13 protein-coding genes are annotated in these 14,560 nt (G+C 27.7%); 5 read left to right on the top strand and 8 right to left on the bottom strand.

Annotation, left to right across the window (positions count from 1 at the left end; genetic code table 11):
- Positions 1-1,540: coiled-coil domain-containing protein (locus EZH24_RS01305; protein WP_419670425.1), on the top strand; the 1,540-nt coding region annotated here is incomplete at its 5' end.
- 160 nt (positions 1,541-1,700) lie between these two features.
- On the opposite strand, the gene EZH24_RS01300 is transcribed toward EZH24_RS01305, so the two are convergent.
- A complete protein-coding gene (locus EZH24_RS01300) occupies positions 1,701-2,501 on the bottom strand; it encodes a class I SAM-dependent methyltransferase (RefSeq protein ID WP_170310821.1) in 801 nt (266 codons plus the stop codon).
- A 379-nt stretch (positions 2,502-2,880) separates the two neighbouring features.
- Here EZH24_RS01300 and EZH24_RS01295 point away from each other — a divergent pair, with 379 nt between their 5' ends.
- Positions 2,881-3,189 (top strand): PTS sugar transporter subunit IIB, encoded by a 309-nt coding sequence (locus tag EZH24_RS01295; RefSeq protein ID WP_137997329.1) that lies wholly within the window; start codon positions 2,881-2,883, stop codon positions 3,187-3,189.
- Positions 3,190-3,211: 22 nt separating this feature from the next.
- On the opposite strand, the gene EZH24_RS01290 is transcribed toward EZH24_RS01295, so the two are convergent.
- Positions 3,212-3,691: a hypothetical protein gene (locus EZH24_RS01290; RefSeq protein WP_137997328.1), complete on the bottom strand. Its 480-nt coding sequence runs from the start codon at positions 3,689-3,691 to the stop codon at positions 3,212-3,214.
- A 195-nt stretch (positions 3,692-3,886) separates the two neighbouring features.
- Here EZH24_RS01290 and EZH24_RS01285 point away from each other — a divergent pair, with 195 nt between their 5' ends.
- Positions 3,887-4,885: a WESB_1763 family membrane protein gene (locus tag EZH24_RS01285; protein WP_137997327.1), complete on the top strand. Its 999-nt coding sequence runs from the start codon at positions 3,887-3,889 to the stop codon at positions 4,883-4,885.
- A 63-nt stretch (positions 4,886-4,948) separates the two neighbouring features.
- Entirely contained in the window at positions 4,949-5,914 is a 966-nt protein-coding gene (locus tag EZH24_RS01280; protein WP_137997326.1) for a DUF1848 domain-containing protein, read from the top strand.
- Positions 5,915-5,942: 28 nt separating this feature from the next.
- On the opposite strand, the gene trxB is transcribed toward EZH24_RS01280, so the two are convergent.
- Together trxB and EZH24_RS01270 are read right to left on the bottom strand one after the other, a co-directional pair.
- Positions 5,943-6,881: a thioredoxin-disulfide reductase gene (gene trxB, locus EZH24_RS01275; protein ID WP_137997325.1), complete on the bottom strand. Its 939-nt coding sequence runs from the start codon at positions 6,879-6,881 to the stop codon at positions 5,943-5,945.
- 130 nt (positions 6,882-7,011) lie between these two features.
- A complete protein-coding gene (locus EZH24_RS01270) occupies positions 7,012-8,478 on the bottom strand; it encodes an AlbA family DNA-binding domain-containing protein (RefSeq protein ID WP_137997324.1) in 1,467 nt (488 codons plus the stop codon).
- Between the two features lie 244 nt (positions 8,479-8,722).
- Between EZH24_RS01270 and EZH24_RS01265 the strand changes: the two genes are divergently transcribed.
- Positions 8,723-9,709 (top strand): sugar phosphate nucleotidyltransferase, encoded by a 987-nt coding sequence (locus tag EZH24_RS01265; protein ID WP_137997323.1) that lies wholly within the window; start codon positions 8,723-8,725, stop codon positions 9,707-9,709.
- 12 nt (positions 9,710-9,721) lie between these two features.
- On the opposite strand, the gene EZH24_RS01260 is transcribed toward EZH24_RS01265, so the two are convergent.
- From EZH24_RS01260 to EZH24_RS01245, 4 genes are all read right to left on the bottom strand, one after another.
- Positions 9,722-11,161 (bottom strand): spiro-SPASM protein, encoded by a 1,440-nt coding sequence (locus EZH24_RS01260; RefSeq protein ID WP_137997322.1) that lies wholly within the window; start codon positions 11,159-11,161, stop codon positions 9,722-9,724.
- A 45-nt stretch (positions 11,162-11,206) separates the two neighbouring features.
- Positions 11,207-12,280, bottom strand: coding sequence for a peptide chain release factor 1 (gene prfA / locus EZH24_RS01255; RefSeq protein ID WP_137997321.1), 1,074 nt, complete (start codon positions 12,278-12,280; stop codon positions 11,207-11,209).
- A gap of 15 nt (positions 12,281-12,295) precedes the next feature.
- Positions 12,296-13,564: a hypothetical protein gene (locus EZH24_RS01250; RefSeq protein WP_137997320.1), complete on the bottom strand. Its 1,269-nt coding sequence runs from the start codon at positions 13,562-13,564 to the stop codon at positions 12,296-12,298.
- Positions 13,565-13,807: 243 nt separating this feature from the next.
- Entirely contained in the window at positions 13,808-14,416 is a 609-nt protein-coding gene (locus EZH24_RS01245; protein ID WP_137997319.1) for an NYN domain-containing protein, read from the bottom strand.
- Between the last annotated feature and the right edge of the window lie 144 nt (positions 14,417-14,560).

Below are 14,560 nucleotides of genomic sequence, written 5' to 3'. Positions count from 1 at the left end.
ATTAAAGAAAATAATTAGAGAGAATCAATTAATGGCTGTAAAAAAAACGAGTAAAAAAACCGCATCTGTAAAATCTACAAAAAAAACTTCAATAAAAAAAGAAAAATCTACAAATTCGGAAAATAAACTAGTCGAAAGATTGCAATTGAAATTAGAAAAATCCGAAGAAAAAATAATCGAATTAAACGAAAAATATAAAAAAATAATAGACATTCAAAAACAAAAATTAGAAGATAAATACAAAAAAACGGAAGAAAAATATAAAAAAATTGTCAAAAAATTGGAAGATAATCTTAAAAAATCGTCCGTAGAAAATTTGGAAACTTCAAAATCGAATAAAAGCGAACTTGAAAAACTACAAAAAAGAATAGAATTATTGGAAAGCAAAAACGCGAAATTGGAAGCGGAAAAAATAAAAGCGCAGGAAAAAATTTCAAAATCTGCTCAAATTGATAAAAATGCATTAAAAGATTCGATAAACGAAATTAAAGAATTAAGAAAAAAATTAAAAGAATCGGAAGAAGAGAGAAAAGAATTAACTTTCAAATTAAAAGAATCGATAACCGAATTAAAAAGCGGTAAAAAAAATAAATTATCTAAAGAAGACAAAAATCAATTCAGAGAAAATATAAAAATCTTAAAAAGAATAAAAAAAGAAAACGCTATATTAGACAAAAAAAGAGAATTATTAAGAAAAGAAGCGGAAAAAGTAAAAGCGATTAGAAGCAATATTAAAGATTCCGCCAAAAATATAGCCTCAACAATTAGAAACAGTCAAGTCAATTATTACGGAAGCAAAGACGCTGAAAGCAATTTGAATCCCGAAAATCCAACGGATTCTTTAAATATAATCGATACGGAAGACGGACTTAAAAAATTAGCGACTATACTATGCGCCGCAATGGACGATTATAGAGAACAAAAAGAAGCCGAAGAAAAAAAATCGGAAATGTCGGAAGGAGAGGAAAGATTAAATAAAGCCGCCGAACAATTGGAAGCCTCGATTGAAAACGAAGACAATAATTTGAAAAGACAATTTACGATAATCGATAAAATAGAAAATAGCAGAGTGGAAATTAACGATGGATATTCGTCTACGGCTGGAGGAAATCCTATAGTCGCAAATCCTCAAGATGAAAAATCTCCTCAACCTCAAGCGCCGATTCCAAATATAACGGTAAAAGTGGAAGCGCCGAAAGAATCTTCAAAATTGGCGAAACCCGAAACTCAATTGAAACCAGCAAGCGAAACGCCGACTATGAGGATGAAACTTTTGGACGATACGGACGATTATGAAAAAAAATTGGTTATAACTTACGGATTCGACAATATGCCCGAAAATACTTATTTTTCCAAATATAAAAAAATATTAAGAAACGCGGCGAGAATAAGTTTGCTTGGAAATTTGCAGGAAGGACTCGAAATGTTTAAATTGATAAGAGCGCAAAATATTCCCGAAGAATATAAACAAATGATTGATAAAAATATTCAAGATATAACCTATTATTTAAGAGGTTTGCATAGAGTTAGAATAGAATAAATTATTTAATTCAAAAAAATTATGATAGTAATATTTTTCACCGTCATTGCGAGAGTATAGCTCGAAGCAATCAAAACAAAGTAAAATATATTTTTCTGGATTGCTTCGTTTTACTCGCAATGACAATCTATTTTTACGGCAATTGGTTTTTATCCTTATTTCAATATTTATTTAATTTTCCAATAGAAGCCTGCTGACAAATGTCGATATATCTTCTGTCTCTTAATTTTTTTTCTATGGCGACTATTCCCTCGTAATAATGAATCGCATAAGCCCGCTCGGTAAAATAGTTTGCCTCCAAATCGTCTCCTTCCAAGCTCCAATTTGCGTTTAAGTAGTCGATTAATTTTTTTGTGTATTCTATAAACGAAGTCTTAAAATTATTATTTAAATCGCCCCAATAAGAAGTGTAAATATCTTCGCAAAAATATAAACCGCCGTCTTTTATATGCTCGAACATTTCCTCGAAAGTTATTATCTGTTCTTCTGGAATATGTCCGCCGTCATCGATTAGTATGTCTAATTTTGGAATTTCTTTTTTTAATTCTCGTAAAAAATTTCTGTCCGACTGCGAACCTATAAAAATTTTTATTCCGTCCTCTTCAAATTTTTTGCATCTTTCTTTTATATCGATTCCGTAAATATTGACTTTCGCTTTTGATACGCTAAAATAATTTTTCCACATTTTAAGCGAACCTCCATAGCCTACGCCAATCTCGAGTAAATTAATATCTTTTCCTCTATATTTTGAAAAATGATTTTCGTAAATATCGAAATATGGGAGATGCTTATAAATCGCTTCGTCTTTATTATTCAAAAAATAATTATGCAAATCGGATTTATTTTTATTTTCTTCGTTTATCAAAATACTTTTTATTGTTTCTCTTTTTTTATCGTCTTCTTCTGAATCTCCGTTTATCATAAAAGTATTTCTTCTGATTTTGATTTTTATTTTATTCATAATTTTTAGTATTTTAATATTTGATTAAAGCATAAAGTATATAGATAAATTAGTAATTTTCAAGCAATTTTATCTGTAAAAAATTTTTAAAAATTTAATAAAGCATATAAATTAAGAGTTAATAAAAAAATATTTAAATTAATTGTGTTGACATTATTTTTAAATATTTTATAATCTGCTTAAATTAAATAAAAAATTAGTTAATATTTAAAAAATAAAACATTGATAAAAATTTTTATATATTACAAATTTTTAAGACGCTTAATTTTTTGGGAGACGATGAAAAAGTTGAAAAATTAATAAAAAATGATATTAGCGAAGAGGAAATTTTAAGTTTATTATAATTTAATAGTAAAATATATTATTGTGAGGCTGAATTATGTTAAAAGTATTGGTTTCATGCGCTAACGGAACGGGAACAAGTTTAATGATGAAGACAACGGCGGAAAATTCTTTAAAATCTTTGGAAATTAAAGATTTTGATATTCACACTTGCGCATTATCGGGCTGCGAGCATACGGCGACTAATTACGACCTTATATTTTGTCCCGTTAATTTTATGGATGTGTTTAAAGACGCTATGAATAAAGGCGTAAAAGTTATAGGAATAAAAAATATTCTTTCCGAAGACGAATTCAAAAAGAAACTCGAAGAATCTGGATATTTGGAAGATTTGAAAAATAAATAATATTGTATTTTTTCTATTTATATTATTTCTTTATTTCGGTTATTTTTACTTCTTTCACTTCTTCGCCAGCAACTTTTTTGAGAATAAATTTTTCTCTGTCTTTTTCGGCTATATAATAATCGTTTCTTAATTTTAAAACTATATCTTTTGCCGCGTTTATTCCGCCGTATTTTTTATAAGCGCAAGTCATTATTTGAATCAGCGAAAGAGTGGCTGGAAGTCCTATATAAAGTATCGCTACGCTTGCCGAAGGAATAGCCGCTATAGAAGAAACTAAAACGGTTTTTCCTTTGCTTAATTTTTTTGACGAAACTATCGCAGTCACCGCGACTAAAATTCCGCCTATAAGAACGCCCCAAGCTATCTTTCCCGTATTTTTTATATTTGCAATTTTTTTTCCAAGAGACGCTTCGGCATATATCATATCTTCGTTAGAATATAAAGCCTCTACAAGTTCTTCTTCGTTCATGCATATTTTTATAATATTATCCGTTTCATTCATTACGATTATAAACCTCGATTAAATTAATTATTTAAATTAATCGTTATATAATAAATTCATTGATAAAAAAGTCAATCGTATTTTGAAGTTAAATTAATATTATTGAAATTTTTAATTTTCTAAAATAATATTAAAAAATAATTATTAAAATTTTTAAAATAATAAAATAATATAAAAAATAATTTGGATAAATAAATGTTTCAAATTTTTAAAAATGATGTTAATAGAAATAATAATTCGTTTATAAATAAATACGATTTTTGGGCTAATATATTTTTAATCGCTGTTCTTTTTAATTTTCTTTTTTTTAGAACTTTATTTTTTGATATGAGCGGAAATTCTTTCGTTTATTTTATAAATTATATAATCAATTATTCGATATTTTTAATTTTTTTTCTGCTTCTATTTTATAAATTCTACGGTTATTTATTTAACGCGCAAATTGTAAACGGAATTTTGGGAATAATTTTTTTAATAACGGGAGCTTTGAAATTATATATAAGCGATATTAATATTTATAATATTGTCGAATCATTGTTTTTTATTTTTACTTTTATAATAACTTTAAAAACTTTGATTCCGATAATTTCGCTAAAAAATATAAACGAATTGGAAAGAGGAATTTATATTTTTATTTTGCTTTCTCTTGGATTTTCTAATTTTAGTTATATTTTGTTTTCGGCAAATAAAATTGTCGATAGCGATATTTTTCATTATGTTTCTTTATATTTAACTTCGTATATGGAAAAAGTCGCTTCTTTATCTTTTATAATAATCATGATTTCTTATATTATAATTTTTGCTCCAAAAATACTTGTAAAAATACTTGTAAGTCATACATCATATTGGAGAACTAAAAGTAAATATTATTTTTTCGGTTTGGCTGTTGTAATATCTTCGCTTATATTAATGTCAAAATATAGTTTGATAATGATTTATTCTTATAACGCTTTGGGAGTCGGGATTAATTTTCCTTTTGTATTTTACGCTATATTAATAGTAGTTTTTATTTTTACTTTGTTTAGTTTTTTAACCTCTTCGATTATATTAAAAAAATATTCCGCAGAGTTTATAATTTTTACTTTATTTATACTTGCGGGAATCGATATGAGCGATTTTGCTTTAAGATTAATATCTATTTTTTCAATAATAGAATTTAAGGAAATAATTGGAGTTAGGAATAATGAGGTATAAAGAAATATAGTTTGATAAATTTTCTAATATTTTATATAAAATAATATTTTAAGGAGAATTTTAATGGTTCATGATTCTAATAAATATATTGTATGCGCAAGCAGAAGAACAGATATTCCTTCCTACTATTCGGAATGGTTTTTTAATAGGATTAAAGAAAAATATGTTTGTGTCCGAAATCCTATAAATATTCGTCAAGTAAGTAAAATAGATTTATCCGCCGAGTTTGTCGATTGTATAGTATTTTGGAGTAAAAATCCAGAGCCTATGATTGATAAACTCGATTTGCTTAAAAATTATAAATATTATTTTCAATTTACTTTAACTTCTTACGGAGCGGATATAGAAAAAAATATTCCATCAAAAAGAGAAAAAATATTTTATGCTTTCAAAAAATTATCTGACAAAATAGGATACAAAAAAGTTATATGGAGATACGACCCTATAATAATAACCGATAAATACGGTTTAGATTATCATAAAAAATATTTTGAAAAAATTTCAAAAACATTGAGCGGATATACTAAAAAGTGCATCATAAGTTTTATGGATATTTATTCAAAAGTAAAAAGAAACATGAAAGAAATTAAATTTTACGATATTAATAAAGACACAGATTCGATAATGGAGCTTTCAAAACATATATCCGAAGTTGGAAAAGCTTGCGATATAAAAATTGAAACTTGCGCCGAAGAAATAGAATTAAAAGATTTTGGAATTGGACATGCAAAATGTATAGACGATAAATTAATCTCCGAAATAATCGGCTATGATATTAACGCCAAAAAAGATAAAAATCAAAGATTGACTTGCGGTTGTATTGAAAGCGTAGATATTGGGGCATATAATACTTGTTTAAGTAAATGCTTATATTGTTATGCGAATTACAGTTATAGTAAAATAGAAAAAATGACAAGAAAGTATAATAAAAATTCTCCTATATTATGCGATAGTATATCAAATAGCGATAAAATAATAGATAAAAAGCCTTATATTTTGAAGAAAGAACAGGCTATTTTTGATTTATGATATTTATTAATAAAATATAAAATTCTTATTATAAATGCGATAAATATTCGGTAGCCATCATTGCCGCAACCGCTCCTTCTCCAACGGCGTTTGCAACCTGTCTAACGGGTTTTACTACCGAATCTCCGCAGGCAAATACGCCTTTAATATTTGTCGACATTGTAGCCAAATCTACTTTTATTTGTCCCGCGTCCGTCATATCGAGTCCCGTTCCTTTTAAGAATTCCGTAGCGGGCTGTTGTCCAACGAATACGAATACTCCGTCAACCGCTTGCTCATGAATTTTATTATCCAAAACATTTTTTATTTTCACGCTCGACACTTTCGTCTCTCCGCAAATTTCTTCAATAACCGAATCCAAAACATATTCGACTTTTCCCGTATCGGTTAAATGTTTAACATTTATCGCGTCCGCCCTGAATTCTTTTCTTCTATGAACCAAATATATTTTATTTACAAATCTCGTCAAAAAATATGATTCGTCAAAAGCGCTGTTTCCTCCGCCTACAACCGCGACGATTTTATTTCTGTAAAACGCTCCGTCACAAGTCGCGCAATAAGAAACGCCTCTTCCAGAAAATTTTTCTTCTCCGTTCGCTCCCAATTTTTTAGGAAAGCCGCCCATAGCCAATACTATAGTTTTTGTTTTATAAGTTTTTCCGTCCGCCGTCAATAAGGTTTTTACTTTTTCGTTAATATCTTCGACTTTTATTATTTCATCGTATTCTATAGGATTTTTAGAAAATTTTTCGGCATGCTTTTGCATTCTGTCGACAAGCTCGAAAGAACTTATATCTTCTGGAAATCCCAAATAATTTTCAACCGTGTCGGTATTCATCATCTGTCCACCCATTCCTCTTTTTTCTATGAGTAAAGAATTCGTTAAAGCTCTTCCCAAATATAACATAGCGGAAAGCCCAGCGGGTCCTCCTCCCACTATAATAGAATCGTATATATTTTCAGACATAATTAAACTCCTTTAATTTTATTTAATTTTTCATTTATAATTTATTTATATTATTTATTATATAGCATTAAATATAAACAGTCAAATATTTGTTTTATCGTTATAACTTTTAAATATTAATAAAATTTAATTAGAATTTTTTGAAATGCTTATTTATATAGGCTATTATTTCGCTTGCGTTCGCTATTTCACGAGAAGAATTACCGACTCTTATATAGAATTTTTCTTCTTTCGTGCCTTGTTTGTTGGTTATTTTTGTATATATCGGCTTATTGCTTTTATTGATATAAACTATGCATATATCTTTTTCGTCCTCTTCCACAAAATCTATTCTTATAGATTCCGCAGAAAAAGAATTTCCGTAATATGTTTCTATAAGCGTTCTTAAATGAAGCTCGAAAAAATCTTTATTCGCTTGTTTCAAAGTGGAATAATCGTTTTCCAATCCGTTAATTTCTCCGTTGTCTGAAATTCCTATAAATAATCTCCCGCCTTCCGCATTGGCAAAAGCGGCTATTGATTTCATTATAGTTTCTTCCAAAGACTTATTTACTTTTTCAGTATAATTATCGAACCTCAAAGTGGATTTGAATTCCACCATTGTGCTTTCGCCTTCTTTAATAATCTTTTTTATGTCTATATGATTTGCAATTAAATCCTCTATTATTCTTATATAATGCATCGCAAGAGCTATTATTACGGCAATTACTATAACGATAAATAAAATAAATATTAAAACAGCGGGAATTTGTATTCTTCTTATAAGCGCTTTTTCTGGGATTATTATTCCAATTTGATTCGTATTATTTGCAACAGTAAAACTGCCTTTATATCCCCAATAATTTTTATTATTATGAGAGATTTTTAATATATCTTCTTTCGTTTCGGAAAATCTTTCGGTTAGAATATTTGCAATTTCCATATAATCTGAAGGATTTTCATTTGTCGTAGCTTCGGATATTGGAAAAGTTATTTTGCTGTTTCCCGTTACCAAATATGCGTAAATATCTTTAATATCGTTTATATCTATTCCTTCAAAATCTATATTAAATAAAGAATTATATTCGAACGCTATATCTTCGCTCGCTATATAAAGCAAATGAATATAAGGCATATTATTTCTTACATAAAAAGAATCTATGCTGATTTGCTCGAACGGTATCGACTGATATTTATTGCTTTCGTTATTATTTGTCGCTATATTTCCAATTACTCTATAACCGCTTCCTTCTTTCGTTATAGACATATAACCGTTTCCAAAACGCATAGCCGCATTTTCGATAAAATTATGTTTAGGAAAAAAATTATTGATTAAAACTCTATAAACTTCGGGCGATTGTTCGATAGTTTCGAATATAGGAGTCATTTGCATCGAAAAATAATAAGTCGGATAATAAATTTTCGAATATTCTTCCACAACTCCGTTTTTTACATCTTGAAATAAAGATTTAAAAAGAAATTTTACGGGAATCGGGCTTCTGATTTGAAAATATATTAAAACTAATATGGCTATAAACAATATCGCTATAATCACATCTCTCAATATTTTATTTCTTAATTCCGATTTTGAGAGAAACCTTCCTGACACAATTTTCATACCATATCCATTGCCTTATAATATTTTTAATTTTTTACAATAATATCATAAAGTATAATATATATCAACCTTAATATGTAAAAATAGTTAAAGTATTTTTTAGTAAAATTTATACTATTTATAAAAAATAAAACTGAGTTCTTTATTGATTAAAGGCTCGGTTTTTTATTTTATAAAATAATTTAATTTGACTTTTAAAATAATTTCTATATACTAATAAAAACAAATTTTAAAGGACGGCATTTTGAAAGTTATTATTCCAGCGGCGGGAGAAGGCACGAGATTAAGACCGCATACCAACACTAAACCCAAACCGATTTTGCCAATAGCGGGTTCTACGATTATCGATTTCATAATGGAAAATATCTCTTTAATTCCCGATTTGGAAGAGGTTATTTTTATAGTCGGATATTTGAAAGAGCAGATGATTGAATATTTGACTTTAAAATATAAAAACATTAAACTTTCGTTTGTAGTTCAAAAAGAATATAAAGGTTTGGCGCATGCGATTTCTTTGACGAGAGAATATATTAAAGATAACGATAAAATTTTTATCATATTGGGAGACACGATTTTTAAATTAAATTTGGCTGAAATAGTCGCTAAAAATGAAAATTCTTTGGGAGTATGCGAAGTCGACAATCCGAGCAGATTCGGAGTGGCGCTTTTAAACGATAAAGGAATAATAAAAAAATTGGTGGAAAAACCGAAAGAGCCTATAAGCAATTTGGCTTTGACGGGCTTATATCATATAGTCCAATCAAAAGAATTATTCGAGGCTATAGATTATATAATAAAAAGCGACATTAAAACAAAAAACGAATATCAATTAACTGACGCTTTGGAATATATGATTGAAAGAGGATTAATATTCAAAACATTTAAATTGGACGGATGGTTCGATTGCGGCGAAAAATCGACAATGATTGAAACGAACAGACTTATAATAAAAAATAAAATATTGAGCGAAAATATCAAAGATTCGGCTATAGTTCCTCCCGTATTCATAGACGAAAATGTCGAAATAAAAAGTTCGGTAATCGGTCCCTATGTTCATATCGGCAAAAATTCAAAAATAGAAAATTCAATACTAAAAAATTGCATCATGTTTGAAGAGGTAAATATTTCAAATGTTTTAATGGACGATTGCATCGTTTCGGAAAAAGCGAAATATAAAGGAAAAACAAATTCAATGGATATCGGCGCTTCGATGACTATAGAGCAAAACTAAACTATAAAAAAATTAAAAATTATACAAATACCATTCATCGCAATTTTTGCAAAAATCCAACTTTTCAAAAACATTATCGTTATAATAATTTTCAAACGACTTCCAGATATTTCCCAAATCGTTTTCGTAAATCGAAGATATTTTTTTTTCTTTGTTAATGTCGAATCTGCAAATATAAATATCTCCGTAAGCGTCAACGAATAAATCTCTAGCCAAATGCCAACATCCGACTTTTATCAACGGAGACATATCGCCGACTCTATTGTCTTCCGCGATTCCTCTAAATGTATAATATTTTTGCATTATTATTTCGACTTTATACTTTTCAAAATATTTATAATAAGAAGTCAAATAATCGAAATTAGCTTTTTGTTTGGTAATTTGCAAATAAGTATTTTTAGGCTCTCTAATCAAATAATAGTCAATATTCGATAAAATCGTTTTAATATCTCCGTTTTCGTAAATTTTATTATAAACGATTTCGTCTATCGTATCCAAATGAATTATCGCAAAAAGATTTTTTCTATCGTTTTGTAAATTAAGCAATTTTTTAGCTTTATCGTTATCGAGCAGCATAGCGTTCGTTTCTAAATAAATTTTAACTTTTTCATTTTTAGTCGCGTAATCTAAAATTTCAAAAATTTCTTGATTAATCAAAGGCTCGAAAAAACTTCCGATAGACAAATGAAAATCATCGCAAAAATCGACTAATTTATCAAATATATTTTTAAAATCATTTAAACTCATATTTTTTTCTTCTTTAGATAATTCTTTTTTTAAACTTTCGCATGAAAACAAATCTTTATTTAAAATATTCTGTCTATTGTTTATATCGATTTCAATATACGCGGGCAAAGTTCTTCTTATAGTCGGATTTTCTTTTATAGCTTTCACAATTTCTCCGTAACTTTTATAATCAATAAGTCTCGATATTAAAATAGAATTTCTCTTACAATCGGCAAACAAATATAATCTATAATATCTCATATCAAATTCCGAAACCAAAATTTCTATCTCAAAAAAATTCGGGTCGATAAATACAATATCTCTTATAGCGTTTTCCGAGATTTTAATTTCTTTATTTTTTATCATATTAAATAATCTTTCAAACGCGTTTCTTCTTATTATAAACGGAACTATTCCAATGGGATAATTTTCGCCATAACTGAAATAAGCGATATTTTCTTCATGAATTTTTGTAAGTTTTATCGTCTCTTCTACGCTAAAAAGCGGCATATTGCATGGAATATAAATTATATTATCGTAGCCTTCGCTTTCTTTAAAAATATTATTCAAATAATTTTCTATGTTTTCGATATTTTTATTTTCCAAATTTTTAACTTCGCAATTTAAATTATTTTTAAGAGAATTTATTTTATCTAAAAATTGTTTTTCAAATTGTTTTGAATATTCGTTTGAAAATAAATTGTCGATTAATATTAAAAAATTCATTATTAAACCTCTATTAAATTTCTATAAAATTTTTATGATTCAAAATTAATCGGAGTAGGAAACGAGCAAATCTTCCTGTTCTTTTTTAAATAAAGCGTCCGTTATTTCCATAATCTCTCCGTCCATGAATCTGTCCAATTTATATAATGTTAAATTTATTCTATGGTCGGTCACTCTGTTTTGAGGAAAATTATAAGTTCTTATTCTTTCGCTTCTGTCTCCAGAGCCAATCTGTTCTCTTCGCTCTTTCGATTCTTTCGCTTTTCTTTCCGCTTCCTCTTTTTCGTAGATTCTCGCTCTCAACACTTTCAAAGCTTTAGCCTTATTTTTATGCTGACTTTTTTCATCCTGACATTGAACGACTAAACCCGTAGGCAGATGCGTAATTCTAACCGCGCTGTCCGTTGTATTAACCGACTGTCCGCCTGGTCCGCTCGAACGAAAAATATCGACTCTTATATCCTCGTCTTTAATAACGACATCGCTTTCCATAGCTTCGGGCATAACCGCCACAGTCGACGCGGAAGTATGAATTCTTCCTCCCGATTCGGTAGCGGGAATTCTTTGCACTCTATGAGTTCCGCTTTCAAATTTTAAACTTCTATAAGCGTCTTTCCCAGAAACCGAAAATATAACTTCTTTATAGCCTCCAAGTTCCGTTGGACTCGTGTCTATTATTTCCATTTTCAAATTCGCTCTTTCTATAAAACGGCTATACATTCTAAATAAATCGCCGACAAATAAAGCCGATTCTTCTCCGCCAGTCCCCACTCTTATTTCTATTATTATATTTTTTCCTTCGTTTTTATCTTTTGGCAAAAGCGATAATCTTAAAGCCGATATAATATTTTCTTTTTTTTGATTAAGCTCTTCGATTTCCAAAGAAGCCATTTCTTTAAGCTCTTTATCGGTGTCGGAATTTTTTATCATCTCTTCCAAATCTTTAGACTGTTTCAAAACTTCTTTTAATTTTTTATATTCAAAAACTATGTCTTCCATTTCGGATTTTTTTTTCATAAGCTCTTGAATTGCTCTATTGTCTTTTATATTTCCATCGTTTAATTTTTCCACTATTTCGTTATAACTATTTTCAACGAGCGACAATTTATCGATAATCATATTTTTTCCTAAAAGTTATTCTTTTTTACATAAAGAAATTATATTTCCGCTATCATCTTTTAATAAAATAATATCTTTAGGTTTATTCATATTTTCTATCATAGTCCTTGATTGATTATATGACATGCTAATATAATTATTTAATTCTGTATTATTTTTTTTATCTAATCCGTTTATAATTATATTATAAATTTTTTTCTTAGTCCATTTAATTTTAGCGTTATCATATATTCTAATACATTTTAGCTTGCATTCTTTTACTATATTAAAATATGTATTTTTTGGATTAACATCTTCATTATAGAATAAATCAGCCTGCCAAGAATTTATTTTTTCAAATAATTCATTTGCCTTATTTATAGCGTTTATATCTACTTCTTTCATTTTTATATATGTATCAAATTTTACTAATTGTATTAAATTTAATAATTCTTTTGAATAAAAACACATTTTAAGAAAAAATTCTGCCTCGTCTATTTTTTCTTTTAACTTTTTACTTGTTTCTTTCATTTTACTCCATTTACTTGGAATTAAATCATGAATGTCAATGCTTTTCAATTTATTTTTATAGTATTGATAAATTTCGTTTAACTCTTTTTCTATAACCATCAAAATACCTATATCTTCTAACCCAACATTTTCCCGTTTAGAAACTTCTAAAATTGATTTTTCAGCACTTTGTAATTTAGCTATATGCTCTTCCTTAAAGTGTTGTAATATTTTATCTAATTTTTCAGATATATCAGATAATTTCTGACTTATCTCAGCCATAAAATGTTGTCCTACAGCTATAGATAATATACCAAATACAACTTGGGGACCAATTATTCCAGCCATTTCTGCAGGGTTTATATTTACAAATCCAGCTTGAGCTATAATTTTTCCATTTTCCATAACAGCAGAACCAACACCATCTTTTAATTTCATTAATGTCGTTGGGTCAGCAGTAGCTTTAAATACGCTTTTTAGTGTTTTTGTCTGAATAATAGTTTTTGCCACTTCTACTACAGATTTTACGGCAGTATCTTGATAAGCAATATTAATAGTTCTATCTATATTTGACAAACCCAATATATGATAGTCATCCTCATTAAAATTATTATAGAAAAAATCTAAATCATGAGATTGCACTTCCATAACCGAAGGTTGATTATCTTGTAATGAAATATTATTCGTTTTTGTTATTAATTGATATTTTTTATTTTTACTTTTCTTAAAATAAAAGAATATTATAAGAAATGTTATTATAACAATTAATACTGCAGCCACTATATAATATATCATTTCAAATTCCTATGTTTTATTAAAAATATTTAGGATTATATATTAAAAATAAAAATATTTCAATTATAAAGTAAATGAGGAATTTTATTTTAAATCTATATTTGTGCAACTATTTTCAACGAGCGACAATTTATCGATAATTGACATAAATTAATTTCTCCAAATATTTTTTATTATATACGATTAGAGATAATTATCAACTATTTTGTTAAATGTGTGTCTTTTAATTAATTTTTTATTTTCTTATATCCAATCCGATGGACAACTAATTATATTTTTATTATCTAAAATAATATTCTTTGGAAATAAAAAATCGGACAATGAAAATTCGGAAAGTTTTCTACTAAAATCGGAAGACTTTTTTAAACTATCCGCTTGAACATTCGCAGAAATTACAACGCCGATTTTTAAATTATTATTTTCAATTTTAGCCATTTTTATCGCTGGCACTAAATCGCTATCGCCAGATAATATAATCGCCGTATCGCAATTTTTTCTACATGCATCTCTAACCAAATGTATCGCTATATTCACATCGCTTTCTTTTTCTTCATGGTATTTATAATTATAATTAATATTCGGTATATATTTTGTTTTATTTTTGAAATTCCCTAATACGATATTTATATTTTCAGTTTTAAGCGCTCTTACAAAAACTCTATGTTTCAAAAACGAAGATTGTTTCCAAGTGGCATAAGCCGAAAAATAAAATATTTGATTTATTATTTCGTTAGGCTTTAAAAGTTTTTGACATAATAATTTATAGTTTATCCATTTCAGTTTATTATCTTTCATTTTATCAATGGCATGATAAATATTGAAACCGTCTATATAAAAATTTACTTTGTCCATAAAATAAAAACCCCCATCCTTTGATGGGGAGTAAGTCTCTAGTAAGAAACATACGCTTACGATTTATATAATACAATAAATATAAATAATGTCAATATTAAAATTCGCTTTCGTTAACTCTAATTTCTCCACTCATGAATTTAT

This window comes from Brachyspira catarrhinii (assembly GCF_005518285.1).
GTDB classification, from domain to species: Bacteria; Spirochaetota; Brachyspiria; order Brachyspirales; family Brachyspiraceae; genus Brachyspira; species Brachyspira catarrhinii.
This window is presented reverse-complemented; position numbering and strand designations above follow the sequence as displayed.